The organism is Nonomuraea sp. NPDC049269 (assembly GCF_043197155.1).
GTDB lineage: Bacteria > Actinomycetota > Actinomycetes > Streptosporangiales > Streptosporangiaceae > Nonomuraea.
In genome coordinates this window covers 291,417-316,647 of record NZ_JBICSO010000002.1, presented here as the reverse complement: position 1 = coordinate 316,647, position 25,231 = coordinate 291,417, and the positions used below count along the sequence as shown (strand labels likewise).

The 25,231-nt window shown below is 66.0% G+C and carries 24 protein-coding genes and 1 pseudogene; 11 read left to right on the top strand and 14 right to left on the bottom strand.

The window, feature by feature from the left end; genetic code table 11:
* Positions 1 to 241: 241 nt before the first annotated feature.
* The gene (locus ACGFNP_RS11010) at positions 242 to 805 is read left to right on the top strand and encodes a hypothetical protein (protein ID WP_393319702.1); all 564 of its coding nucleotides are present in this window, start codon (positions 242 to 244) and stop codon (positions 803 to 805) included.
* 63 nt (positions 806 to 868) lie between these two features.
* On the opposite strand, the pseudogene ACGFNP_RS11005 reads toward ACGFNP_RS11010, so the two are convergent.
* A pseudogene (locus ACGFNP_RS11005) lies at positions 869 to 1,123 on the bottom strand (30S ribosomal protein S1); the annotation flags it as partial.
* A gap of 208 nt (positions 1,124 to 1,331) precedes the next feature.
* Here ACGFNP_RS11005 and ACGFNP_RS11000 point away from each other — a divergent pair.
* Both ACGFNP_RS11000 and ACGFNP_RS10995 read left to right on the top strand, forming a co-directional pair.
* Positions 1,332 to 1,958: a hypothetical protein gene (locus tag ACGFNP_RS11000; RefSeq protein ID WP_393317186.1), complete on the top strand. Its 627-nt coding sequence runs from the start codon at positions 1,332 to 1,334 to the stop codon at positions 1,956 to 1,958.
* Positions 1,959 to 2,306: 348 nt separating this feature from the next.
* A complete protein-coding gene (locus tag ACGFNP_RS10995) occupies positions 2,307 to 3,548 on the top strand; it encodes an RICIN domain-containing protein (RefSeq protein ID WP_393317183.1) in 1,242 nt (413 codons plus the stop codon).
* 443 nt (positions 3,549 to 3,991) lie between these two features.
* On the opposite strand, the gene ACGFNP_RS10990 is transcribed toward ACGFNP_RS10995, so the two are convergent.
* A complete protein-coding gene (locus ACGFNP_RS10990) occupies positions 3,992 to 4,150 on the bottom strand; it encodes a hypothetical protein (RefSeq protein ID WP_393317180.1) in 159 nt (52 codons plus the stop codon).
* A 278-nt stretch (positions 4,151 to 4,428) separates the two neighbouring features.
* Between ACGFNP_RS10990 and ACGFNP_RS10985 the strand changes: the two genes are divergently transcribed.
* From ACGFNP_RS10985 to ACGFNP_RS10950, 8 genes are all read left to right on the top strand, one after another.
* Entirely contained in the window at positions 4,429 to 5,211 is a 783-nt protein-coding gene (locus ACGFNP_RS10985) for a hypothetical protein (RefSeq protein ID WP_393317177.1), read from the top strand.
* Positions 5,212 to 5,413: 202 nt separating this feature from the next.
* Positions 5,414 to 5,998: an orotate phosphoribosyltransferase gene (gene pyrE / locus ACGFNP_RS10980; protein ID WP_393317174.1), complete on the top strand. Its 585-nt coding sequence runs from the start codon at positions 5,414 to 5,416 to the stop codon at positions 5,996 to 5,998.
* Positions 5,999 to 6,188: 190 nt separating this feature from the next.
* Positions 6,189 to 6,545 (top strand): ester cyclase, encoded by a 357-nt coding sequence (locus ACGFNP_RS10975; RefSeq protein ID WP_393317171.1) that lies wholly within the window; start codon positions 6,189 to 6,191, stop codon positions 6,543 to 6,545.
* Between the two features lie 591 nt (positions 6,546 to 7,136).
* A complete protein-coding gene (locus ACGFNP_RS10970) occupies positions 7,137 to 8,204 on the top strand; it encodes a hypothetical protein (RefSeq protein ID WP_358341084.1) in 1,068 nt (355 codons plus the stop codon).
* A gap of 250 nt (positions 8,205 to 8,454) precedes the next feature.
* Entirely contained in the window at positions 8,455 to 10,740 is a 2,286-nt protein-coding gene (locus tag ACGFNP_RS10965) for a nitrate- and nitrite sensing domain-containing protein (RefSeq protein WP_393317168.1), read from the top strand.
* Positions 10,737 to 11,168: a roadblock/LC7 domain-containing protein gene (locus ACGFNP_RS10960; RefSeq protein ID WP_358341081.1), complete on the top strand. Its 432-nt coding sequence runs from the start codon at positions 10,737 to 10,739 to the stop codon at positions 11,166 to 11,168. The genes ACGFNP_RS10965 and ACGFNP_RS10960 overlap by 4 nt, the downstream gene beginning before the upstream one ends.
* Positions 11,165 to 11,563 carry a DUF742 domain-containing protein gene (locus ACGFNP_RS10955; RefSeq protein ID WP_358341079.1) on the top strand — a complete coding sequence of 133 codons (399 nt, stop codon included), beginning with the start codon at positions 11,165 to 11,167 and terminating at the stop codon, positions 11,561 to 11,563. Before ACGFNP_RS10960 ends, ACGFNP_RS10955 begins: the two co-directional genes overlap by 4 nt.
* Positions 11,544 to 12,143, top strand: coding sequence for an ATP/GTP-binding protein (locus ACGFNP_RS10950; protein ID WP_393317164.1), 600 nt, complete (start codon positions 11,544 to 11,546; stop codon positions 12,141 to 12,143). Before ACGFNP_RS10955 ends, ACGFNP_RS10950 begins: the two co-directional genes overlap by 20 nt.
* A 9-nt stretch (positions 12,144 to 12,152) precedes the next feature.
* Here the strand turns inward: ACGFNP_RS10950 and ACGFNP_RS10945 are convergent, their stop codons facing one another.
* From ACGFNP_RS10945 to ACGFNP_RS10890, 12 genes are all read right to left on the bottom strand, one after another.
* A complete protein-coding gene (locus ACGFNP_RS10945; protein WP_393317161.1) occupies positions 12,153 to 13,178 on the bottom strand; it encodes a hypothetical protein in 1,026 nt (341 codons plus the stop codon).
* Positions 13,175 to 14,818: a hypothetical protein gene (locus ACGFNP_RS10940; RefSeq protein WP_393317158.1), complete on the bottom strand. Its 1,644-nt coding sequence runs from the start codon at positions 14,816 to 14,818 to the stop codon at positions 13,175 to 13,177. The genes ACGFNP_RS10945 and ACGFNP_RS10940 overlap by 4 nt, the downstream gene beginning before the upstream one ends.
* Before the next feature lie 127 nt (positions 14,819 to 14,945).
* Positions 14,946 to 16,160: an epoxide hydrolase gene (locus ACGFNP_RS10935; RefSeq protein ID WP_358341071.1), complete on the bottom strand. Its 1,215-nt coding sequence runs from the start codon at positions 16,158 to 16,160 to the stop codon at positions 14,946 to 14,948.
* 14 nt (positions 16,161 to 16,174) lie between these two features.
* Complete coding sequence (locus ACGFNP_RS10930; protein ID WP_358341069.1) at positions 16,175 to 16,618, bottom strand: MarR family transcriptional regulator; 444 nt, start codon at positions 16,616 to 16,618, stop codon at positions 16,175 to 16,177.
* A 54-nt stretch (positions 16,619 to 16,672) separates the two neighbouring features.
* A complete protein-coding gene (locus ACGFNP_RS10925; RefSeq protein ID WP_358341067.1) occupies positions 16,673 to 18,010 on the bottom strand; it encodes a DUF4407 domain-containing protein in 1,338 nt (445 codons plus the stop codon).
* Positions 18,010 to 19,719: a hypothetical protein gene (locus ACGFNP_RS10920; RefSeq protein ID WP_358341065.1), complete on the bottom strand. Its 1,710-nt coding sequence runs from the start codon at positions 19,717 to 19,719 to the stop codon at positions 18,010 to 18,012. Before ACGFNP_RS10920 ends, ACGFNP_RS10925 begins: the two co-directional genes overlap by 1 nt.
* Positions 19,716 to 21,332: a hypothetical protein gene (locus tag ACGFNP_RS10915; protein WP_358341063.1), complete on the bottom strand. Its 1,617-nt coding sequence runs from the start codon at positions 21,330 to 21,332 to the stop codon at positions 19,716 to 19,718. Before ACGFNP_RS10915 ends, ACGFNP_RS10920 begins: the two co-directional genes overlap by 4 nt.
* A 359-nt stretch (positions 21,333 to 21,691) precedes the next feature.
* Positions 21,692 to 22,408 carry a hypothetical protein gene (locus tag ACGFNP_RS10910; RefSeq protein WP_358341061.1) on the bottom strand — a complete coding sequence of 239 codons (717 nt, stop codon included), beginning with the start codon at positions 22,406 to 22,408 and terminating at the stop codon, positions 21,692 to 21,694.
* Positions 22,409 to 22,551: 143 nt separating this feature from the next.
* Complete coding sequence (locus ACGFNP_RS10905) at positions 22,552 to 22,890, bottom strand: hypothetical protein (RefSeq protein WP_358341059.1); 339 nt, start codon at positions 22,888 to 22,890, stop codon at positions 22,552 to 22,554.
* Between the two features lie 223 nt (positions 22,891 to 23,113).
* On the bottom strand, positions 23,114 to 23,788 hold the full coding sequence (locus tag ACGFNP_RS10900) for a Crp/Fnr family transcriptional regulator (RefSeq protein WP_358341057.1): 675 nt from the start codon (positions 23,786 to 23,788) through the stop codon (positions 23,114 to 23,116).
* A gap of 556 nt (positions 23,789 to 24,344) precedes the next feature.
* The gene (locus ACGFNP_RS10895) at positions 24,345 to 24,773 is read right to left on the bottom strand and encodes a VOC family protein (RefSeq protein WP_393317150.1); all 429 of its coding nucleotides are present in this window, start codon (positions 24,771 to 24,773) and stop codon (positions 24,345 to 24,347) included.
* 39 nt (positions 24,774 to 24,812) lie between these two features.
* Positions 24,813 to 25,229 carry a helix-turn-helix transcriptional regulator gene (locus ACGFNP_RS10890; RefSeq protein WP_358341054.1) on the bottom strand — a complete coding sequence of 139 codons (417 nt, stop codon included), beginning with the start codon at positions 25,227 to 25,229 and terminating at the stop codon, positions 24,813 to 24,815.
* Positions 25,230 to 25,231 lie beyond the last annotated feature (2 nt).

Here is a 25,231-nt window from a genome sequence, read left to right as displayed (position 1 = left end):
TGAGACGGTACGGTACGGCCGGGCCCCTAGCTGCTAATGCGGTTTGGTGGCAACACCATCCGGGGTTCAAATCCCCGATCCTCCGCAGTTGAGAGGCCCTCACCCCGTTCCCTGGGGAGAGGGCCTTTTGATCTTTGTGGGTGTCGTAGTTGCAACGGCACGTGCTGTGGCCGGTCGGCTGAAGTCATGGACTACGGAAATGCGATAGCCCCGGTTGTCTCTATTGGGTGATGCTGTACCGGTGTCGTCGCTGCTGACCGCGGTGGAGTACGAACGTACGGCTGCCATGTTGCGAGGCAGGCGTATCCGGAAGGTCGTCCACTACCCCTTGATGGGCGGGGACGACGGTTGCGACGTCGAGGAGTGGGACGTCGGGACGTGGCACCAGCCCACCATGGGGGTGAAACTGTTCACCGACGATGGCGCTCGTTTCTCGGCTGTGTGGGGCAGCAGCTTCGACCACTACGGGCTTGAAGTCTTCCCTGAGCCGATGACCGCTCACCTTCGGATGATCGGGGAGCCAGGAGGGTCGGCGGCGGTGGACGTGACCGATCACCCTCGCTGGTCGAGCCTGGTCAGCAGAAAGCTCACCCGCGTCGACATCGCCTGGTCCCAAGACCCTGAGAGCTACCTCCGGACGCCGAACGCGATCAGGTTGTGCTCGCGGGAGAAGGCCGTGTGGTTGGCCGCCGGGAGACCGGCGGAATGGCCGCCAACCGACGTCTACTACCTGGGTACCGACGATGTCATGGTCGTCTTCACCGCCGAGTTCGCGGCCAAGGTGGGCATCCCCCCTGTCGGCTGACCAGCAGGGCTGGCCGCCCAGATAGAGTTCGGGATTCTCGGTCGCGGCCAGGGACAGGCCAATCCATTCCTGCTCCCGATCGAGAGCGATCACTTCGGCGGTGACGCGCTGACCGACCTGTATGACCTCATCCAACCGTCGGCACCAGGAGACGTCGAGAGGCCCGATGCCCGCCGATGCCAGACCCAGGCGCCCGTCGAGCCTCACCGCAGCCCCGTGTGGACGGCCCACTTTCGTGATCGTCCCCGAAACTATGTCGCCGGCCTGAACCGCCCCCAAGATCTCAACTATGTCTTGATCGTCCCTCGGCCTATCCACACTGCTCACCTTGGCATAACCGGTCCCGTCCCAGAAGCGGCCGCCTCCTGTAGGGACTCCGTTGGTACATGACAACCGCCACAGAACCCTGTGCCCGTTGCGTGCCCGATGGGACGGGAGGCGAGGAGGAACAGCGGGGAGTCGGCTCCCCCTCACAGAAGGCGTCGCAACTGATCACTGACGGGATCCTGCCTTAGACTCTTCCCGCATGCGGCTGAAGGCGATCTTGGCGCTGTTCGCTGTCTACGCTGTAACGGCGGTGCCTGTGTGCCTGCCGGGCGGATGGCGAGTGATCGTTCAACCAGCGGCAGATGACGCGGTGGAGGTGTACTACAAACTAAGGTCGCCAGCGCCCCGGTCCGCCGTGAGCATCGGGCCTTTCTATCAGGCTGTACAAGCCGCTCAGCGGCGGGCCGAGACCTACCCGCACGATCTCGCCCCGCCCTACCTCCTGTACGCGCCATACCGGCTCATCGCCCCTTACGTCACGCCCCGAGGACAAGAGCTGGCTTCGCCGCCGATTTCAGGAGTGGACCGGTCATACGGGAAACCCATTCCGTACCGGATCGTGCCCCAGGCTCGACTGGTGCGGAACAGCCAAGCGGCGCTGACCACGTTGACGGAGGACAGGGAACACGGCAGGCCGATCGACGAACCCGAGGTCTTGGGGATGTACATCGAACCCGAACTCAACCGGATCGTCGTCGAAACGAACGCGTTCAGCCAAGGCCTACGCCGCAGGCTGGCAAAGCGTTATGGCGGACTCGTCACCATGGATTGGGACCCCTTGAGACGACCAATGCGGCTGCTCCGAGACGGGCTGGAGCTGCAGTGATCACGTGTGAGAGCCGGTTTCAGGAGAGTGCCCTTGCGTATGGTTGGAGCACCTCCCGCCACCGTTCACTCTCCAGGACCTCGCCCTCCAGGGCCAGCTCCGCACGTGCGCCCGGTGCGCCCGGTGCACCGGAGTGGTGATCTCCCTGCCGGTGGAGACGACCCTATGCCGCTGGTGTGGCCGAACACGAAGGCCCCTCAAGCGACCGAGACCCGACGCCCTGCGCCGCAGTAATCGCTGCCCTATATCGTCACACTCAATTCTAGAGAGCGCTCTCTTGACACCATACCTGATATTGCAGGAAGGTTTCGGTAAAGTCACATCCGTGAATCCGGTGAGGTAACTCGTATGGACCGCACCCCCCGTTCCAGAACGTTGCTCGCCATTGGTGCCGCTCTCGCCACCGTCATCGGAATGCTCGTCCCGATGACCGGCACCGCCAACGCCGCTCCCGCCCCCGGTCCGCTGGTCTGGTCCGATGAGTTCAACGGATCCGCCGGCAGCGCCGTCGACCAGTCGAAGTGGCGCTTCGACATCGGCGGCAGCGGCTGGGGCAACAACGAGCAGCAGTACTACACCAACAGCACCCGTAACGCCGCCATGGACGGCGCCGGCAACCTGGCGATCACCGCCCGCCGGGAGAACCCGTCCAACTACCAGTGCCACTACGGCACCTGCCAGTACACCTCCGCCCGCCTGCTCACCTCCGCCACCTTCACCCGGGCCTACGGGCGGTTCGAGGCGCGCATGAAACTGCCCCGTGGCCAGGGCATCTGGCCCGCCTTCTGGATGCTCGGCAACGACATCGGGTCGGTCGGCTGGCCCAACAGTGGCGAGGTCGACATCATGGAGAACATCGGCCGCGAACCCAGCACCGTTCACGGCACCATCCACGGCCCCGGCTATTCCGGCTCCGCAGGCATCGGCGCCCCGTACTCGATCGCCGGCACGTTCGCCGACGCGTTCCACACCTTCGCCGTCGACTGGTCCCCGAACCTGATCATCTGGTACGTCGACGGCGTCGAATACCAGCGCCGGACGCCGGCCAGTCTCAGCGGCAACCGCTGGGTCTTCGACCATCCGTTCTTCATGATCATGAACGTGGCGGTCGGCGGGTACTGGCCCGGCTACCCTGACGGCTCCACTACCTTCCCGCAGACCCTGACCGTCGACTACGTCCGCGTTTATGCCCCGCCCACCGGCGGCTCCGGTGGCCAGATCACCGGCCTCGGCGGCAAGTGCGTCGACGTGGCGAGTGCCGGCACCGCCAACGGCACCGCAATCCAGCTCTACGACTGCAACTCCACCGCCGCCCAGAGCTGGACGTGGAACAGCGACGGCTCGGTGCGCGCGCTCGGCAAGTGCATGGACGTCAGTGGCGGCTCCACGGCCAACGGCGCACAGGTGCAGCTCTACGACTGCAATGGCAGCGGCGCCCAAGGATGGACCTACAACTCCGGCACCGGCCAGATAGTCAATCCCCAGGCCAACAAGTGCCTCGACGCGACCGGTGCCAGCTCGGCCAACGGCACCCGACTGCAGATCTGGGACTGCTCCGGCGGCACCAACCAGCGGTGGACACGCGCCTGACACGCGCCTCCTGCCAACATCACCTTCCTGTCGAGAGTCGCCGTCTCCACAAAGGCGGCCACCACACGGAGGCCCTGGCTCAGGTCTGGAGCAATGTCGAGACGGCGGCCGGCGCGGTGCGAGCAGCACCGGCCGCCGTCCAGGGCGGCGGAGTGGACGACAGCGGGTCCCGGAACGAGCAGCATTGCGAGCGCGACGACGGTGAATATCGCTCACCCTTGTTTTGGTGGAACGTCTCGGATAGCAAGAACGCGCTCTCTCGGAAACCGCCCAAAAGTCTGAGGCGATGGACGGTCCAGGGCCTTATTCCTCAAACCGCGCGCCCATCGAGCAAGCGCGACGTGAGGGCCGTACATCTCCCCTGGCTCTACAAGGTGTGATCTGTCATCGAGGTCCATCCGAACCTGGGTAGCCGAGGTACCACTGTCCGTCCAGCATGACCATCACTCGAACGGTGGTGGCGTATCTGGTTCGATGATGAAGTTGCCCGGGTAGATCGCGCCACACTCGCCGCACCAGGCTGACAGGTCGCTGAAGGAGATAAACGGGGTACCGTGCTCGTCCGCTAAGCACGGCATGGCATAACCGTTCATCTCCGTCACGAGAGCAGGTCACTGCGGCCGGCACCGGCACGAAGACTTACGAGTCCTGAACAGTCTCATCCGCTACGCCCCCGCTTCGACCCTGAGGCGATGAGCCTGCGCACCCCTCAGATCTCCGCCCACGAACATGATCGCTATAAGCATTGCGTTGTCCTGATCGAAGAGGTCGGGCTTGCCCAAACGGCGGAGGCGGCTATTTGGCGAGAGACCTAGACAGGTGTCGCGCCTGCAATCCCCCGGTGACAAGGTCGAGATCAGCAGTCGACGAAGATGATCCCATGAGAAGCTTATGCGCGCTGCTAGGCGTCCTGGCCCTGCTGCTCACGTCACCTCTGGCAGGCGTGGCACACGCACAGACCAGCGGTTCACCAGCTCAGGCGATATCCGCGCTCAAGGGCGAGTTCGCAAAGAAGAGCAGTGTGCTGTTCTCTCAGAACACCCGCCGAGGCTTGACCTCGGACGCCAGCCCGACGGTTGCTCATGGCAAGCACCGCTTCGCCGCAAAGACGGGTGTCTACGCCAGCGATGTCACGCAGGCTTTCACCGTGGGCGACTCAGACCCGCTGCGCAGCCGCGTGGTCAGCATCGGTCGCGATAGCTACGTCCAAAGCGGCTGGGACGACCTGCCCAAGGGTAAGAAATGGAGCCACTGGCGAGACAGGGATAGTTTTCTCTGGTCACAAAACCTGGTGGACGCTCTGAACCCGACGTTCCTGCAACTGATCTCCGCTAGCGCCAAGAAGGTACCCACCAAGGACCGTTACGACGGCGTCCGCACCTCCCGCTACGACGGCACGGTGGAGGTCGGTTCCATTGGCTCGCGCCAGGCCGGCATCTACTACAGCGAGCGAAAAAGAGATTGGGACGGAGGCCGCATCACGTGGAAGCTCTGGCTGGGCCCGGATAACCTGCCCAGGCGTTTCCAAGCCGAGATCGTGTACGAGCCCTATGGCGCGGAGCAGAGAGCTGACACCGTGAGGATGAACGTCCTCTACAAGGGCTGGGGAACGCCTGTGCACATCACCGCCCCTCCCAAGAAGCTCGTGGTCGAGGCTGAATGATCCCACCGCCGAGGCGTCCCGAGCGCCTGTAATGCGGTTTGGTGGCAACACCATCCGGGGTTCAAATCCCCGATCCTCCGCAGGTAAAAGGCCCTCATCCCGTGAAGACCAGAGTTCCCCGGCGGTCACACCGCGCGGTGATGGAGTGGGTGGCCCCGAGCACGTTTCCATCCGCCGTGCTCGGGGCCATGGGTAAGTTCTCATGACTGGTCGGCTGTCTGTTCTGCGGGGAGATCGCGGCTGTCTGGGAGACTGGGTGCCTGTGACGCGCTCTGACCTAGTTCGCAGGATTCATTCCGCCGCCCACCTCACTGGCCATTTCGTGCTCCGCTCAGGACGCACCGCCACCGAGTACTTCGACAAGTACAAGTTCGAGGGCGACCCCGTTCTGCTAGATGACATCGCTCGGGCGATGACTCCCCTGATCCCGGGGGAGATCGAGGTGTTGGCAGGGCTTGAGATGGGTGGGATTCCGGTGGTCACCGCCCTGGGTCGGCATACCGGCCTGCCATGTGCGTTCGTCCGTAAGCAGGCCAAGACGTACGGGACCTGCCGCCTGGCCGAAGGCGCCGATGTGGCGGGACGGCGGGTTCTGGTAGTCGAGGACGTCGTCACCAGCGGCGGCCAGATCGTCCTGTCCACCACCGAGCTGCGGAGTTCAGGGGCCCAGATCAGCGAGGCATTGTGCGTCATCGACCGAGAACAGGGAGGTGCGGCAGCGCTGGCCGCTGAAGGCATCGGCCTTTCGTCGCTGTTGACCGCCACCGACCTGCGCATGACCATCTAATCGACCGGACTGACCAGTAGGCGCTGCCTCCTCCTGCCGACGAGGTCAGGGCCACCCAGCCCAGGGCACCACGAGCAGCGCCCTGCACTCTGGCGGACAGCTCAGTCGGCCACCAGACGATCACCACGGACATGTCCGCCGTAAGGTGGGCTCGACATCACAGCAGCGGCCGGATGGGAGCACAACGGGGATGAACGAGACTGTCGCCACCGCATCCAAGCAGCTGGTGGAACGCTATTTCGACATGTGGAACACCGGCGATGTCTCCGCCGCCTCAGCCATCCTCAGCCAAGACTGGGTCGACCACGCCCACCCCGAGGTGGCCGGCCCAGCAGACGTGGAACGCGCGATCAAGCAGATCAAAGCGGCGCAACCAGATCTCCACTTCCACATCGAACGCATCCTTGCTGACGCTGATCGGGTCGCAGCCATTGGCAGCGTTCGCCAAGGACAGGACCTCAGCACGCCAGGGACCGGCATGATCTGGCTGGTTCGGATGGCGGATGGGCAGATGGCCGAAATGTGGACGTACCGCAGCACCACTTGACGATCAGACCCTTGCGAATCTGAGAAGTGATCTTTGAATTCGCCCCGATCCCACAGGTCAGCATCGCTGGTGGACACCTCGGCAGCATGGCCAAATGCTCGGCTGGGGCATCCCGCTCAAGTGGACTGGAGTTCAGTTCAGCGGCGACCGCGTCGAGTTGCTCACGCGTGTGGACCGACGGATCGGCGCCCTTGGGGAAGTACTGACGCGGTAATTTCCTCGTTGGAGCCGCGCCTCCACGGGCTGGCCGGGTTGCAGGACGGTCATGTCGGCGGCGATGGAACGGCCGCCCGGCCTGTGATGCGGCCCCCGCAAGTTGCGAGCCGGCTTCGTTCAAGCCCGGGTCAGAGCTGCTAATGCGCTTCGATCTTCAGGTATGCCTGGGTGGGGATATTTACCCATAAATCCGGATAATTACTTGCATCCATCTCCCGCCAACGACTACAAGTCAGGCATATCTGCGTTGACGGAGTTATCGATACATCCCGCTAGCCACAGTTTAACCCTTTCTCACGATTCTCCTCGCTTCCCTTACCGGGAATTCAGAAGATGGAGCGGAACGAAATCCGCCCGGAAGAGGAGGCCAGGAGATTGACTGTCACATGGGATGTCGTCTTCGCTCAGCTCATCCGCAGAGAACGGCAGGGCTACTGGGGCAACTGGTCGCTGAACCCGGCGATCGCCCCCGGCGCCGTCGGTGTTCTGGACCCGGGCACCGGGGCGTTCACGCCGGTCGGAGTGGCCATCCCCGGTCTGACGACCACATCGCGGCCGATCTCACAACGGTGGTCGGTCATGTCTGAGCACGTGTCTCGTAAGGAGGTCGACCTCGGCGCCGACGGGACGGTCATCGACCCCGACACGGGGACCAAGGTGAATGCGGAGGTCACGGTTTCCTGGAGTCTGGAGCGGTCCGGATCGATGTTCTCGGAGTTCGCGGTGACCTCGGAGGAGTTCCTGGACCTGAGTTTGCTCAGCAGCCGGCTGGAATGGTTGGCAGCGACCGCCGAAACGCACAACATGAGCACCGACCACCGAATCAGTCAGGGCTTCGGCGTTGTCACGAGCGTGATCTGGGCGAAGAGCGGCGTGAACATCGCGGCGCAGACGGAGAACACGACGTTCTCCCTGAGCGGATCTGCGGGCGCGGTCCACGACATGCTCGGGCAGGGGTCAGGCCAGGGATCATTCAGGACCGCCTCGGCCGACAAGAGCGTCTCCCGGCACCTCTGGCCGGAGACGCCCGAATCCCTGGCCCCAGGTCCCGCGCCCATCGCCTATACCTTCGCCTCGTTCGACGGCAAGACAGTGATCGAGAAGTGGACGGGCGTCCTCGGCTCCTTTGAGCTGCTGCTGAACAGCGTCCCTGGCTGTACCTATGTCGTGAACGCGACGCTCACCTACGACACGGACCAGTCCGTGACCAGGACCGCCCTGATTCCCGCCGGGCTCAGTGCGACCATCGGGGCAGTTCCCCTCGATGCCACCAACCTGGTTCTCGATCTCGCCTTCAAGGGCGTGTTCTCCGACGAGCACCACCGCTTCGAATGGAACACCCCGCTGGGCCAATGGGCCGGCGGCGTACGTCAGATCGACCTCAGCGGTGTCTGGCCGGGCAGCACCTCAGCGCTCGACATCCAGTCAGGCAACGCGCACTGAACTCCAACACGTCAGTGAGGCGGGGCTTTCGGCCCCAACTGCCGTATCGCTACCATCGGGCACTAATCGCCTACTTTGGCGATTTTAGGCATGGGCGCAGCGACCGGTGAGGAGTGTCCGGCACGTGGCTGGATTGGGCAGGGCCGGGCGGCGAAGAACACGGACCGTGGGCGACGAGAACGGGTTATCGGAGTCGACCAGCGGCCGGCCGCGTCGACCGGCCGGTGGCCGCCGGCTGACCCTGCGTACAGTGCTGATCATTGTGGTGTTCATCCCGAGCGTGACGTTCGCCCCGCTGTTGGCTTCGGGCATGTACCAACTGTTCAGTCAGTGGCAGTCGGAGAAGGCCCAGATGGATCTGGCCACCACCACCGTCGGCAGACCCGCGGCCAACCTGTTCTTCACCCTTGACCAGGAGCGGCGACTCACCGCGGAGGCACAGGCCGACCCCCGTGGCACCGCCCGGGACGAGCTCGCCAAGCAGCGCGCGGTGACCGACAAGGCCGTGAGCGTCTTCCGTCCGCTGGCGACTCTGGCCGCCCCCAACGGGCAGGAGGGGCTCTCCGAGGCCGTCATCCGGACCGTGCGCGGCCTCGGCCTCCTCGACCAGCAGCGCCGAGGGGTGGACGGCGGTTCGTCCAGTGAGCAGAAGGCGTACGACTATTACACCGGCGTCATCGAGTCCGACCTCAGCGTATTGACCGCCCTCAGCCACACCGAGCACGGCGAGGTGGGCACCAAGGCGCAGACGCTGGTCGACCTCTTCTGGGTCATCGACATGCTCGGCCGCGAAGACGCCGTTCTGGCCCGCGGCTGGGACACCGGGCATCTGACGAAGGACGAGTGGGACCTGGTCGCCGACGCCATCGGCACCAAGGAGCACCTCCTGCGGTCCCGGGTGGCCCCCAGCCTCCTGGCGAACGAGAGCCAGTACGGAACGCTGACGGCCAGCAAGGCGTGGCAGGCCATGACCGCTCTGGAGGAGCGGCTGGTCACCTCCGGGACCGGCGGCGAGAACGGCCAGGTGTCACTGCGCGAGGTCAGCGGCGCGTGGCGCTCCTCGGTGGACACGATCTCCCCGCAACTGCTGCAGGTCCTCAGCCTCCGGCTCGAGAACGTCAGCCAGATCGGCTACGCCCACGCCAGGACGCTCTTCGCGGTCTTCATGAGCGTCAGCAGCGTGGGCCTGCTCGCCCTGATCCTGGTCATCGTCACCAGTTGGCGCCTGACCGCCATCCTTCGCCGGCGCATCCTCCACCTGCGCGAGGAGGCCCAGGAACTCCAGGAGCGGCTGCCCGACGTGGTCGCCCGGTTGGAGCGCGGCGAGGACGTCGACGTGGACGCGGAAGTACACATGGTCGAGCCCACTCCCGACGAGCTCGGCGAGCTCGGGCAGGCCCTCAATCTGGCCAGCCGCAGCGCGGTGCTCACTGCCGTACGGCAGGCCGAACAGCACCGTGGCTTCCAGCGCATGCTCCAGCGCATCGCCCGCCGTACCCAGATCCTCATCGGTCTTCAACTGAAGAAGCTCGACGAGATGGAGCGCAAGCACGAGGACCCCGAGGTGCTGGAGGGCCTGTTCGACCTGGACCACCTCACCGCCCGGCTGCGCCGCTACGAGGAGAACCTGGTGATCCTCGGCGGCGGCCAGCCACAGCGCCGCTGGCGCAAGCCGGTACGCCTGCTCGACGTACTGCGCGCCGCGCAAGGCGAGGTCCAGGACTACCGACGGATCCTGATCGAGGTCGGGGGCGAGCCCTGGATAGCCGAGCGCGCGGTGGGACCGCTGGTCCACGTCCTGGCGGAGCTGATGGAGAACGCCACCGCCTTCTCCAAGCCGCCGACCCCCGTCGAGGTGCGGGCCGCACCGGTCAGCCGGGGCATCGCCGTGGAGATCGAGGACCGCGGCCTGGGCATGGAACCCGAGCAGTACGTGGCCGCCAACGCCCTGATGCAGTCGCCGCCGCAGCTCGATGTGATGACCCACGCCGACGATGTGCGGCTCGGCCTGTACGTGGTCGCCCGGCTCGCCGCGAGCCTAGGACTCCAGGTGACGCTGCGGACGTCGGCCTTCGGCGGCACCCGTGTCATCGTGCTGCTGCCGACGTCGCTGGTGGTGGGCCGCCCCCGGGTGGTACCCAAGCCGGCCGCGGTCCCCGAGGAGGCCCCCACCAGGCCGGAAAGCACCCCACCCGAGGAAGAGGCACAGTTGCCGACTCGCTCCAGGGGACGCGCGATGGCACATGTGACAGCACCCGCCGCCGGATCACCGGATCGGGGCGACGCGCCCCTCGACCCGCTGCCTCAGCGGGTACGCCAGGCGAGCCTGGTCACCGAGCTCAAGGTCCCGGCGGACAGGGACGAACAGACCGACCAGGAGAGCTGGGCCGTACGTGACCAGCCCACGCGATCCAGTGCCACAATCGGTGCGTTCCAGAGGCAGTCCCGCAGGAGCCGGACCGGTGACGACGCCTTCCAGCCCCGGCAGGACGAATCGCCCGAACCCGGTTCCCCTAGGACGGAAGATCGAGGATGACGCAGCGAACCACCGCCACCGACACAGACCTGGACTGGCTCCTGGACGGCCTGGTCGATCAGGTCGCGGGCACCCGGCACGCCATCGTGCTGTCCGACGACGGCCTGGTGATCAGCCGGTCCAAGACCATCGAACGCGCGGACGCCGAACGCCTCGCCGCGATCGCCACGGGCCAGCAGAGCCTGGCTCGCGGCGTCGGGCAACTCTTCAACGGCGGACCGGTTCACCAGGTCATCATCGAGATGGCCGATCTGTGGCTGTTCATCACGTCCGCGGGCCGCGGCACCCATCTGGCCGTGGTCGCGTCCCAGGAGGTCGACGCCGAACTGATGGCCGTCGCGATGCACACCCTGGTCCAGCAGGTGGGCCAGAGGCTGGGGACTGACGCGCGTAACCCGCGGACCGACGACGCGGGGAGACACGGATGAAACACTGGACGGAGGGATTCGACGACGCCGGCGCCGACGAGTCCCTTGTCCGCCCCTATACGATCACCGGCGGGCGAACCATCTCCGAACGGGACGACCTCACGCTGATCACCCTGCTGACGGCGATCCCCGAGTCCTCTTCGGAGACCGGACACAGCCGCCGGAGACCGCAGCCGGAGCACCGCGCCATCCTCGCTCTGTGCACGCGGCCGCTGGCGGTGGCCGAGGTCGCCTCCGCGCTGAACCTCCCGGTGTCGGTGACCAAGATCCTCATCGGCGATCTGATCGAGGCCGGTCAACTGCGGGCCCGGCCACCCCTGGCCTTCGCCAAGGCGGGCGGCCTTCCCGGTATGGCGATCCTTGAGGCGGTGAGGGATGGGCTACGCAACCTCTGACCACGGGGACGGTGCTCCCCTGGCGGTGAAGATCCTCATCGCCGGCGGCTTCGGCGTCGGGAAGACGACCCTGGTCGGCGCGGTGAGCGAAGTCGCTCCTCTGCGTACCGAGGAGTACCTGACCCATGCCAGCGTCGGCGTGGACGATCTGGAAGGGCTGAGCGGCAAGTCCACCACGACCGTCGCTCTGGACTTCGGGCGCATCACCCTCAACAGCCAGCTCGTGCTCTACCTGTTCGGCACCCCCGGGCAGGAACGCTTCTGGTTCATGTGGAACGACCTGGTCAACGGAGCGATGGGAGCCATCGTCCTGGTCGACACCCGCCGGCTGGACGTGAGCTTCGCGTCGATCGACTTCTTCGAGAGCCGCCGGATCCCCTTCGTCGTCGGCGTGAACTGCTTCCACGGCGTCAAGGACCGGACGCAGGAGGAGATCCGCAAGGCACTCGACCTCGATCCGCAGGTGCCGCTGGTGCTCTGTGACGCCCGCGACCGAACGGCGGGCCGCGACGTACTGCTCGCGCTCATCGACCACCTGATGGCCGCTCAGTCCCCCGTCGCGCCCCACCCCGTGGCCTGACCAAGCCCGTCAAGGAGTCCAGGTCGTGGACAGCAGGGTGGGCACGACGCCTTGCTTGGCCGTTACGACGACGAGGACCGGCGCGTCCATGGGCGCCGGGAGCTCGAGCTCGGTGATGTTGCCGCTCGTCGACTGGATCGGCGGCGCCAGGTCGCCGTCCTGAACGCTCAGGACCTGCTGTACGGCCGGCGCGCCCGCTCTGAAGGTCCAGCCGTTGGCCCCGGGCCGGGCCTTCCGGATCAGCGCGCGAACTCGCCTGCCCGATGTGGCCTCCGCCCTGCTGCCGAGGCGAATGGTCAGAGCGCCCCCCGAGCCGAAGACGCCCGGAGGAGTGGGGTTGACGATGAGCAGGCCGGAGCGGAGAGAGCGGCTCTCACGGTCACGGCGGCCGGTCAGGCCACCGCAGCTGATCAGGGAGGAGTCCTCGCTGCCCGCGCCGTTCCACGTCTGGCGGGCGGCGGCCGTGGCCTGGTTCTCCGCCGGACTCACGGCGAAGGCCACGCTGTCGATGCGCAGCCCGGCTACGCCGTCTTCCATGACGGATCCCGTCACGGCATCGCGGAGCGCGCCGGAAACGCCGCGGCCCCCCATGATGTCCAGCGCCTCGATGCAGATCAGACCATCGTCCGGCATCTCCTCGGGCAGCAGGTCGAAGACGACCACACTCCTCTTGATGCGGCTGCCCGCCTTCAGCAGCACGCATTGGCGCAACCGCCCCTGGGAGCGAACCTGGATGAGCCGTGGCAGGCCCTTACCTGCCTCCGCCGGGTCCGGCTCTCCCTCGTGCCAGCCGCGCACCGAACCGGCGTCCACGGCCAGCGTGACCGTGACCCGCAGCCGGCGGCCCGCGGCGGCCACCTTGAAGCCGGCCAGTCCCGAGCGCTCGAACCGGCCCACGATCTGGACGCCACGATGCACCTGGTCGGCCACCTGCAGCGCCGCCGTCTGGCCGCCGGCGATCTCGATCGGCACCTCGCAGGGCACGACGAGCCTGTCGAAGTCGGTGGCGGTGCCGGCGATCAGCGATGTACTCATGACGCGCTCCTCGAAGCGGCCAGGGCCGCGGCGAACCCACTGGGATCCTGGAAGTCGAACCGGCTCAGCAGCGGGTCGCGCCGCTCCCACATCCTGCGTAGCGTGCAGTAGAGCGGGTCGCCGTCGCGCTCCACGTGCCGCAGGCCGGCGACGAGCGTACTCAGGTACTCGTTGCCCGCCCCTACCTCCCAGTGCGGCACCAGCGGCGAGGGCACGTCGGCCCCGCTGCGGTAGAGCCAGAGCCACAGTCGGGCCCGCTCCCGCTGCTCGGGCCCCAGGATGGACTCGCCCTTCGCGTGCTTGGCGACGGCCTCGCCGAGCAGCCGCCAATAGTCGTCCCGCGTCTGGGCGACGTGTGACAGCCCGCATCCGCTCCACTCGGACCAACCGGCCTGGATGACCGGGATACCGAAAGCGGGCAGCTCGCTGGAGACGCTCCCGCGGACCGTCACCCCGACCTCGGTCATGCTCCACAGCACGTTCTTCGACAGTGCCAGGCTGGGCATGAAGGCCATGTGCGCGCGCGCTGAATGGCGTTCCGCGACCACGGCGAAATGGCCGGTCGTGTCATACCGGAACTGGCTCGGATGATCCAGGAAGAGCCAGTTCACACTGTCGTTGGCGGCGGCGAAGTCCGCGGTCTCCTCGAACCATTGCGCCAGATCATCGAACAGCTCCCGGTTGGTGCCGAGAGCGTCGGAGACGGCATGGTGGAAGACGGTGAACACGGGCAGGTCCGGGTTGATCCCGAAACGTTCGCACGCGTGCTGGCGGATCTGGCGCCGCTCCGTTTCGGTACGCACTTCGAAATCGCTCACGTTTCCGGCTCGCCACCAGCTCGGCCTGCCGAGGTTGACCTTCGCCCGCCACGCCAGGAGCTCCGCGCTCGGCTTGATGAGGTCCCGGTGCGGCCAGACGAACTCCTCGAAATACTCGGCGATCTGGCCGGTCAGCTCCTCCCGGAAAGTGCCGAGCCCTCTGCGCCGCTCCGGGAAGAGCGCGTACGCCTTCAGGGTCCCGGTGCTCTGTACGTGCACGACCGGGATCTCCCGGCGGATGGCCGTATCGACCGCCAGCCCCCACTGGTCGTAGTCGACATGGCTGGTGACCAGCGCGTCCGGCGACAGCTCGGCGAACAACCGGTCGTAGACGGCGGCAAAGGCCCGGGTACGGCTACGCCGCGATCGATGCCAAGGCTCCTCGGTGTCCGGCAGCCGCGGTACCCGGCCCAGCCGGATCAGCGTCGCCTTCTCCACGGCGTCGATCGTCTCGGAGTCACTCGCCTCTGTCGGGCTGTCATCTCGGTCGGCGAGGTGGCGATTCACCAGGTCATGCACGTCGAATACCTTGTCGGCACCGAACGCCTCGGCCAGCCGCCGAACCCGCTCGATGTCGAACTCCTCCCAAAGCACCTCGTTCCAGTCCCGGTCCGTGCCGGTGAGCACGACCAGCCGGGCCGACCTCAGGTCACAGATCGCGTTCGCCACCAGCAGGTTGCGCACGATGACCCTGATGTCCTCGTGCAACGCCTCTGCCACGACCACCGGCCCGCTGTCATCCCGAAGAGGGCGATGTTCCCAATATGAGCGGGCAGCGATGAGCAGGCGGTCGAACTGCTCGTCATCCCCGACAAGGTTCATGATGTCTCCCCAGATCAGCAAGGCCGCGTCGACCCTGGCAGACCTGAGAACGAGGCGTCGCGGCCTTTGCCGCAACCTCGCGTGATCCTTGCCGCGAAATGGTTCCGCGCTCTTCGAGGGAGCCGGTCTAACGTCGTCCGCGGAACGTGCGCCGTAGGTCTTCGACCCACTCGTCCGGGATCTCCCACGGGATGAAATGCCCGCCGTGGTCGTGAGTGGTGATGTTGACGTGGTTGTACCAAGCGGCGCGGTCGCTGTCGAGGAAGCTCTTCACCCGCTCTTCGCCGGTCGTCACGCCGGGCGGATTCTCGTAGCCGACGAAGGTGATGCCCGTGGGCGCCTCGATCACCGGCCGGCGGTCATGCGACGGCGTCCACGGGTAGCGGTTGTTGTTGGCGTACGTGCGGATCGAGGTGTCGATGGCGTCGCCCGCCCAGTAGATCGTCGCGTGGGTGAGGAGATCGTCCCTGGTGAACACGGTTTCCACGTCCCCGTGGTTGTCGGACCAGTTCGTCCAACGTTCCAGCATCCAGGCGAGCATGCCGGCCGGGGAGTCGGCCAGTCCGTAACCGAGCGTGGCCGAGTCGAGCATGTGCGCTGCCAGGTGGACGGCGAAGCGCTTTTCGAAGGCCATGAGCCGCTCGTGGTCGGCCGGCGGCAGGTTCTCCGGGATGGGTCTGCCGCCGCTGATGTCCCAGGCGCGGTCGCCGTTGAAGAACGTGAGTTTCAGGGCGGACCCGATGTGGATCGCGTAGAGCTCGTCGGCGTACTTGTGCCCGAGTTGCCCGGTGACCAGCGCGCCGACGTCGCAGCCGCCGGCCGCGTACTTCTCGTACCCGAGGACACCGGTCATCAGCTCGTGCCAGACATCGGCGATCTTCCAGAAGTTCATGTCCGGGTGATGCGTCAGCGGTGTCGAGAACCCGAAGCCGGGCAGCGACGGCACGATCACGTCGAACGCGTCCGCCGGATCGGCGCCGAACGCGGCCGGGTCGGCGAGCGGGTCGATGACCTTGGACCAGTGCCAGAACGTCCACGGCCAGCCGTGGCTGAGGATCAGCGGCACCGGATTCGGCCCGACGCCGGGCTTGCGCATGAAGTGGACCGGCACTCCACCGACGTCGACGCGGTAGTGCTCGTAGGCGTTGATCGCGCGCTCGGCGGCGCGCCAGTCGAAACCGTCCGCCCAGTACGCCACGAGCTCCTGCAGGTACGAGCGGCGCACCCCGTAGTAGCCGTCGTCGTTGCCGGCGTCCAGCGGCCATTTGGTCATGGTCAGTCTGCGACGCAGGTCATCGAGCACCTCGTCGGACACGTGGAGCGGCGTCGGCTCAAGGGGCATGGTTGTCTCCTTACCTACTCGCCCGCGACATCGGACGCAGCGATCTCGGTCAGACGCGCCAGGACGCGCGCCGAACCGGCGAGCACCTCGCGCTCTTGGTCGTTCAGCCGGTCCACGAGACGTGCCAGGTTCGCCACCCGGTCCGCGTGACGAGACCGGACAATTCGCCTGCCCTCCTCGGTAAGGGAGAGCAGCACGGCACGGCCGTCGCTTGGGTCCGGGCGGCGTGACACCAGCCCGTCTCGCTCAAGCTTCGCGACCAGGCTCGTGAGCGCCGGCTGCTTCAGCTGCTCCGTGGCCGTCAGATCGGTCAGGCGCAGCGGCCCCTTCCGCGACAGGGTGTGGAGCACGGACAGGGTCGAGAAGTTGAACCTCCGGACCGACGGGAGCCGGATGAAGATCGTGTTGAAGTCCTCGATCGCGGTGGTCAGCTCGTCGACGTTCAGCGGGTGGTCCACGCTCGTACTATATCGATGTTTGATGTAAATGTGCTGTCGTCGACCGGCCGGAGCTCACCGCCCCGGGCCGCGGCGGGCGCGAGTGCGCTTGACCTGGGCGATCACTTCGTCCATGCGTTCCTGCAACTCTGCTTCCCGCTCGGCGGTGCGCAGGCGGGCGCCGGCGTCGCTCTCTTCCCTCGTCTGCACGATCCGCGCCTCCTCCTGGTGCAGCAGCATCTCGTAGTGGCTCATGCGCAGCCTTTCGTTCAGCCGTACGTCGTTGTCATGCAGCCGCTCCTTGCTCTCCAACTGGGCGGCGAGCCGACGGTCGTACGCGCTGGACCTGCTGATCAGCTTGGTGAGCACGGGGAAGCAGTCGATGAGGATAAGCAGACCCGCGACCAGCAGGTGAGCCCACCAGACGGTCCAGCTCTTGGACGACAGCGCATTGAGCGCCTGGAACCGTTCGAGCAGGCCGGGTACGGCGGCGTGTTTGTTCCGCTCCGCCGCGATCCTGTCTTGAATCAGCTGCGGTACCCGCTTGGCATACTCGTCGCGCGCCTTGTTGTAGCTCGTGGTCTGCGCGGTGACCTTGTCCCGCAGGTCGGCGAGCTTGCCCTGCTTGTCGTCCATGGCGTTGTCGCGGCGGAACTTCGCGAGCGACTCACTGCGGATACCGCAGCGCACCCCTTTCCCCTCAATGCCACTGGTTCCCGGCACCTTGCCGCCGGCACACTCTTCGGCCCACTTGCTGCGCAGCCTTGTCTCTTCGTTGATCAGCGGACTGAGCGAGCGTTCCAGCTCGTCGCGCTCCGCGGTAACGAGGGTGAGCGGACGGTCGTCAGGAGGGGAGATGGTGAGCTTGTAAGGCTTGCAGTCCACGCCCACGACGGGCGTGGGATAGCAATTGCCATAGGCAGCACGCAGCTGGTCCTCGGCCGCTTGGTGGGTGGTCTTGATCTGCTCGGCGATCGCCGTCTCGAAGATCTTCATGGTCATCGGCTCCGAGATCAGCACGCCGATCAACAACGAGACCAGCAGGCGGGGGAGCAGCACGAGGAGGCGGCCGCGTCCAACAACCCCGTGCGAGGTGGCGATAAGCCAGCTGTCCAGGACGCAGATCAGTCCTCCCCACAGCATCGCCCCCATGATGGCCGGTGCTGTGGAGACCTGGAAGAACTGGCTCAACGCGATCCATAGGGATACCGCCGCCATCAGCGGGGCGCACAACACAACCGCTCCGGTACGGGTGAGCTTCGGCCGGTCCTCCGGCACCCAGGCCACAACGTCCTCTTGGACGCCGATCAGCGCACGCAGCGCGCGGCCAGGGCCGTAGCCGCGGCTCAGCCGGGGCGGCCGCCACTCGCCGCCCTCCAGCGCGCTGATCTCGGGCGTTTTGTAACTGGTCATCAGCCGATGTTCTCCTCGCTCATTTCAGCTGACGTAGGGGCGGAGGAGCCCTGTTTCACCTGAGGCGTGTCTTCGGCAGCTTCGTCCGGTCGGCCGGTCGCGGTGTTGTCCACGGCTCCGAGGGCCTGAACGTCCTCGACGAGGATCTCGGCCGTGTGTGGAGTGCTGGTGACGTCCTGCAGGACGCTGAAGATCACTTCGGTAAGGTCTGTGTGGTCGCCCTGTCCGCGGTTGATCAGGCTCTGTGCGATCTGCAGCTTGAGTTCACGATCACGCGCCCTCTGCTCACGCTCCCACGCCTGCTGCTCCTTCTCGTCCTTCCACTTGCGCTCTTCGCGGTGGTCCTCAAAGTCCTGCCGGCGAATATCCCTGGTGTGATCGAGTCTCACCCGCTCGCGTTCCCACTCCCGCTCGAATTCCTCGCGGCCGGCCGCCAGCTGCTGCTGGGCAGTCAGTGCGGCGTGCTCAAGGCGGAGCTTCTCCATGTCGTGCGCCCCTTCGCGCTCCTCTCGCGTCAACTCCCACTGCTGTGCGCGGGACTCGCGCTCCATGTCCAGGCGGATCCGTTCCTGAGCGAGGTCGGAGTTGCGTTCCTCCAGCTTGGCGTCGTGCTCCTGCCTGGCGGTCTCGAGTTGCCGCTTTTGGCGGCGCGCCTCCCGCTCCTCCTCCCATTCGCGATCGAGCTGGAGGTGCAGACGCTCTCGCTGGGCGAGATGCTCGGCCTGTTCGTCCTCCCGAAGCTTGCGGGTTTCCTCGTCGACACGGCGCATCAGTTCGGACGGACTCAGCTCGCCGCGGGCCAGTGCCAACGAGATGGCGGCGTACGGATCGCGGGCGACCTCCTCCCCGAACATCCGCCCTCGGCGCAGCTCGGCGGCGAGATCGCGCTGACGCTGCTCGTTGGCGAAGTCCCCCTCCTCACGCTCGTAGTCGCGTGCCATGCGGCGCTCAGAGGCCAGCCGGTCCAGCCGCTCTCGTTCGGTTTCCCCCTGCTCGCGGGCTATTTCGCGGGTGAAGCGGTGGGAGTCGAGTTGGTCGTGCTGTTCGTAGGAGCGTTGCTTGGTCTTGAGTGCGCGTTCCAGCTCCAGCTCGCGTTCCTGGCGTTCGTGCTCCTTGAGCCGTTCCTCCAGCTTGCGCTGCTCCTCCAGGACAGCGGCAGGCGTGAGCACCTCGATGCTGGACAGCCGCACCTGCATGCCGAGGAACTTCGGCGGCGACGCCTGAGCGTAGACGCCCACCTCGATCTGCGCGTCGTCCTGCACTTTGAGCACGGCATCGATGGGGTGCTCCAAGCCGAGCTGATAGAGGCGGTGATAACCCTTCAGGTAGGCGAGCACGGCCTCGTTCAGGTCCCGGTGGCCGACTTGGGCCACGATGATCTCGTCCGTAACCGTGCAGGCGAATGTGGCCCGCAAGGTGAACTGGTCCACACCGCTCGACTGCAACGACAGCTGTACGGTGATCGGCTTGTCGCGGGTCATGTCCACCAGGCAGTAGCTGCTGGCGTTGACCATATATTCGTCGCTGCCGCTGAGGCGCCGATGCTTGCCGCTGGTGTAGGTCACCCCGTCGGTCACGACGAGGGCCTCGTGGGTACGCGCCGCAGGGATGTCGGTCGCCGGCCGGGTGCGCCCGCCCAGCCCGAAGAGTCCGCGCTTGTCGAGCGGTGGGAGGGAGTCTTGCTTGATGACCGGATATGACGTGCTCACAGGCACTCCAGCTGAAAGATCGAGGTGATGAGAGGCACGAATGGGGCGCGCCCGGCCCCGCGTCTGGTGGTGTACAGGATGAATTGGCTCCCGAACAGGTGCCGCTCACGGGGGGAAAGCGCCGTCTTGAGCGCGGTGACAACGCCGTGGAGCACTGCCTCGGGCTCCTGCTCCAGCGCGTTGAGGAGGTCGAATACCAGCGAGAAGGCGATGGTGCGCCTGGGCCTGTACACCAACAGCAGCGCCAGCAGTTCCGCGAACAGCGGGACATCCTCCCGGCGCGCGGCAAGGTGCTCGGCCGCGACGTACCGCTCGCCCGACCGGACCTGGAGCACATCCAAGGCGACGTCGACGGTGCTCTCAAAAGCTTCCATCTTCACCCTGAGGAACCGGTGCAGCTGAGCGATGAGATCCTTCAGCACAACCTGCTCGTCGCCAGTGCCGGCGTCGTTGAGCGTGACGTACAGGAGCATGATGGCGGTGGCCGCGCTGCCAGCGGTCTCCGGCTGCTCCGACAGAAGCCACAGATGACGTAGAGCGTCGCTCGGGTAGAGCACGCCGACGCTTCCGGAGAAAGCGAAGGCGGAGGCGCACCTGCGCAGTTCGTCTCTGCTCCTCGACCACCTGATCGCAGTGCGCCTGGCCAGCGGCGCGGTCGTGTCGATCAGGCACATGAAAGACAACACGTCCCTGGCGGCCGTCCATGCGCGCCAGCCGCGTAGTCCGCCCGACCACGGCTGGAGGACATGGGTGCGTACGCTGTCGAAGTCGTACTCGGCCAGCAGCGCCAGTCCGTATGTGACTCGGAGGCGCACTTCTGGGTCGGGCTCGTCGATGATCTCGTTGAGCCAGTCGAACAGATGCTGCCAGAACTGCCGGGGGTAGCGATCGCAAAGCCCGGCAACGACGTGCGTGCGGTAACCCTGGGATTTGAACTCGACGCAGCGCTGCGTCTGGCCGGGGATCGCATCGCCGCTTTCGGCGGCTCGCCTATGGGTGGCAATGAGGGACCGTTCGTGTCGTTTCCTGTTCGGTTCGAGCGCTTCCGGCCGAACGTGCTCCTCCGTGTCCGGCGGAAGCGGGGGAATGACGGCGGCGGCCAGCCGATCTCGCAGCGGCTCGAATACGCCCTCGGGTAATCCGTCCAGGAACACCAGGGCGGCAGCTTCGAGCAGGTCTCGTGGCCCCGGGTCATCCTCGAACCACCGCTCGACCTTCTGCCGCAGAGCAAGATCGAGGCCGTCGAGTGACTTGTTGGCGTCCATCCCGCTCGCCAGGTTGCGGGCGAACTGGACGACGTCGGCCAGGCTGTGCTCATGCAGGATCGCCGGGTCGACCCCCGCCTCCCGCACGTTGTAAGCGGCCAGGATGCTCTCAGCGGAGGGCCGTTCCCAGCGGAACTGCGGTACGAGCGACGACACAGGTTGCTCGCTGATGATGACCAGGTGGGTGCCCTCTGTCGCCTGAATCTTCTCGACCAGAGCGCCAAGGCCGACGTCGCTGTTGTCCGGCTCCGCGTCCTCGCCGGGCCAGTCGAAAACCAGGTAGGCCGTGCCCTTCAGGTAGTCGTCGCGCCCGGCCAGATCCTTCAGGTCGGGCAGCAGCATGAACATGCGGCGGTCGGCGTGGAGGTCACACAGCAGGTTGAGCGCGCCGGCCCGCCGACCGTAGCCACTGGGGCCGTGCAGAACGATGACCGCGTCGGTGCGCAGCGCCTCCAGCGCCGCGGCGTACTCCGCCGGCCGCGCGTACCTCTGGCAGGTCTCTGTGATAACCCGCGGCGGAACGCGTCCCTCCAGGCGGTGCGCGACCTGCCCGGATATCGCGCTGGCTATTCCGATCACCGAGCCGGCGCCCATCTGGACCGGGCCGTTGATAGTCGTGCTCGTGTGCTGGCTGGACCTCATCTCCCGGACGGCGTCCGCCGGTGTGGGACCCGATGTCTCCGGTGCCGGCTGTTCGGATGCCGCGCTCATCGGTTGGCGATTCCGATCACCCCGTGGTCACCCATACGGACGGAGCCGTTGATCACCGTTGTCGTGCTCTGCCTCGTGGCCGTACGGTCGTCATCGGGGGCCGGTTCGCGCAGGTCGAGAGCATGGACGTCAGTGCCAGGGACGAGTAGCCAGGCGGTCCCCCGGTAGGTCTTGACCGTGACGTCGACCTCACGGAACTCCTGGGGCTTCCAGGTCGTATGGTCGGTCGCCACCACGTGCTGGTAGACGTCGTCGGAGACGATCAGAGCGAGCAGAGCGCCGGGCGCCGCAACGATCGCCGCCCTGACCGGTGCCGCGTCGACGAGGCGTCCTACCACGACAGGGGACTTGCCGACGTACCCGTTCGCCCCGTCGCTGAGCGTGCCGAAGTGGATGGCGACGCGGAGGCGCATCCGGTCGGCGGCATTCCTGCCTGCGTTGGACAGCCGCAGCAGCAGGTTCAGGTGCCGGATGAAGTCATCGACCAGGCGAGGCTCCTCATCGACGCTGGGAGCGGTGGGCAGAACCGCCAGCACCCCGTCGCCCGATGGCTGGACCTCCCATGCTGTGTGGTTCAGTTGCGCGGCCTCTGCAGCCTGGGTCAGAACCTCACGGAACACAGCCTGGTCGGCGGCCTGGCGTGCGGGAACGCCCTTGCTATAGCCGACGATGTCGGCGCAGAGAAGGAGCTGGCGTCGATGTGCTTCGTGCATGGAGGGCTCCGCTGACTTCGAACAGAATGGTTGAGTGGTCGCCACGCGAAGTCGGCGTCGTCTGGCGCCGGAATCGTCGTGACCGGTACTGGCGCCGGCGAGGAGGCCGGGGGCGCGGTGAGCTTCAGGGCCGGCAGGGGCCGTCATCGTCCTGCGGTCCCGTTGTGGATGCCGATCGTCCCTCTGTCGACCCTGACGGATCCGTGGAAGGTGTTGACAACGGACTGATTGGCCGTGATCAAGGCGACCAGGGATCGGGCCTCAGCGTCCGCCGTGAGTAGTTCGAGAAGGCTCAGGTAAAGCTCCTCCCGACTCTCCGGCCTTTCGCTCTGCCCTTTGCGTATGCGGTGGTCGCGCAGTTTGGTCCGTAGTCGGCCGATGCCTCTGACCGCGGCCTCGGCGCCAAAAGCACCGGCCCGCTCGAGGCTGCCGTCCGAAACGGCCGTCCACATCGCGTCGGCGATCTCGGACAGACTACTCATAGGGACCTCCATGAATTGTGGGATTGGCCAGATATTGCGAATAATTCTTACCAAACAGCCCCATGCGGTACTTTGTCGCTTTTGTCATCTCTTGCGGCGTGCCGCCGATGGAGTGTCCATGTCATGACTTGTCGGCATTTGATGAACTTTCCAATAGATCAATACCGATTGGAGAGGGCAGCCTCTCACGGCCGAGCTCCAAGGAAGGCGGATTAGTACGGATTTACCGGCTTTGATTGCAGAGACCACGCAACCTGGGCAGATCCAGGACGATTACCCGCCGGTACTCGGTCAGCGCGATGCGCTGGTCACGCAGCCTCCGCATGGCCTTGTTGACGGCGTCCTCCCTCGCCCCGATGAGCCGGCCCAGCTCCACCTGGGTGAGGGGTACGCCGAGATCGATGCCTCTCTCGCAGGAGTGACCGTGCCGATCGGCCAACTCCGCGAGAACATGAGCCAGCCGGATCAGCACGTCGTATCCCGCCATGTCGGCCCTGCGCCGGTTCGCCCAGTCGAGCCGGTCCGCCATCAGACAGGCAACCGCACGCCAGACCGCTGGATGCCGTTCCAGGAAGGCGGCGAACTCGACGTCGGGAATGGCGTGCACTCGGCAGTCGGAACAGAGGGTGACCGTCGCCGCGCGCGGCAGCTCACGGAGCGGCGCCATCTCCCCGACCACGTCACCGCTGACCCGGATGCCGAGCAACGCCTGTTCCCCGTTCTCCAGGTCGGCCGTCACCTTTACCAGGGCGATGTGCGTGGCATTCAACGAACGAAGCAGGAAGATGCGCTTGTCCGTCGAGTCGCCCTGCCGAATCAAGATCTGCCCCGCCTGGCGGAGCGTCGCCGGCCTCAGCGCCATGAGCTGACGGCCGATGGCGGGGGCGAGGCCAGCCATGAACGTTCCCGAGGGCCACTCATATACGTCAGAGAATGGCATCGCACTCCTGCCCAGCGTTCGGTCACGGTTTGCGGAGTGTATGACGCCCGTACATACCAGAAAGTTCCATATCGACTTCTCGTCGAGAAACAAAAGCCGAATCGGTTTCCAGTACGCCAGATTCACATGGCTAATGATCAATAAAACCCGACAGAGATCACCATATATCTCAAAAGGTATTTTTTATCTATAATCGGCATCTCGCGGTGACATGCCGCGCGACAGGATCGAGCGGCTGCTCACAGGAGAACGTCCGAACAAGAGAGACAGGCCGGTCATCGTTCGACAGATGGGACTACACATCCATGATCAGACCGAAGCCATGCGCGGGGAGGCGGTGCCCGCTTCCCCGCATCCTGGAACGAGCGACCACCGCCTACGGCTACGGTCGGCTCGGCGGCCACGACGTGCCGACCTCAATGGGCTCCCCTGGCGCGCTCGGACAGGCCAGGAGGCGTGAACCGCGGATACAGAGTCCGACGACGAGAAAATGTACGGCGCATATGGCCACCGATCAGGCGAAGTCCTCGGGGGTGAATTCCTTGGGCTCGACGAGGACCAGCCAGTTGCCCGTGTTGTCGCGCATCACGGCCTCGACGCCGTACGGGCGGTCGGATGGCTCCTGGAGGAAGGTCACGCCCTTGGCGCTCAGTTCCTGATAGGTCTTGCGGCAGTCATCGACCTGCAGGCCGAGGCCGCCCATCTGGCCCTTTTCGAGTTGCCGCCGGATGAAGTCGGCGGCGTCGGCGTCGAGCGGCGGTCCGGGGATCATCAGGGTGACCTCGAGCTCGGGCTGATCGGGGTGGCTGATGGTGACCCAGCGGAAGCCCTCTCCCATGGTGATGTCGGTGCGGGACTCGAAGCCCAGGTGCTCGACATAGAAGTCGCGGGCCTTGTCCTGGTCGAGGCAGTAGACGGTGACCAGTGAGATGTTGGTAATCATGTGAGTACGGTATGCGGCGACCAGCGGCGCCCGCTTCTTTCAGATTGCGGCCTTGGGCCCAGCCGTACCACTCGGGTCGAGCACCCCGCGCATGAACAGGTAGCACCCGGGGACGTGCGGGCCACCGCGAGCGGCCCACCGATCACGGTAGGCGGTGGGGCTTTCTCCCACGAGTTGCGTGAAGCGGGACGAGAACGATCCGAGGCTGGCGAACCCCACCGCCATGCAGACCTCGGTCACCGTGAGGTTCGCGACGCGCAGCAGGTCCTGGGCGCGCTCGATGCGACGGCGGGTGAGGTAGCGGATCGGCGTCTCGCCGTACGCCGCCTCGAAGCTGCGGGCGAAGTGGAACTTGGACACCCCGGCGACGGCGGCGAGCCGGTCGAGATCCAGCGCCGCCTGGTAGTGGCGGTCGATGTGGTCGTGCGCCCGGCGAAGGTGCGGAAGTAGTCGCACGG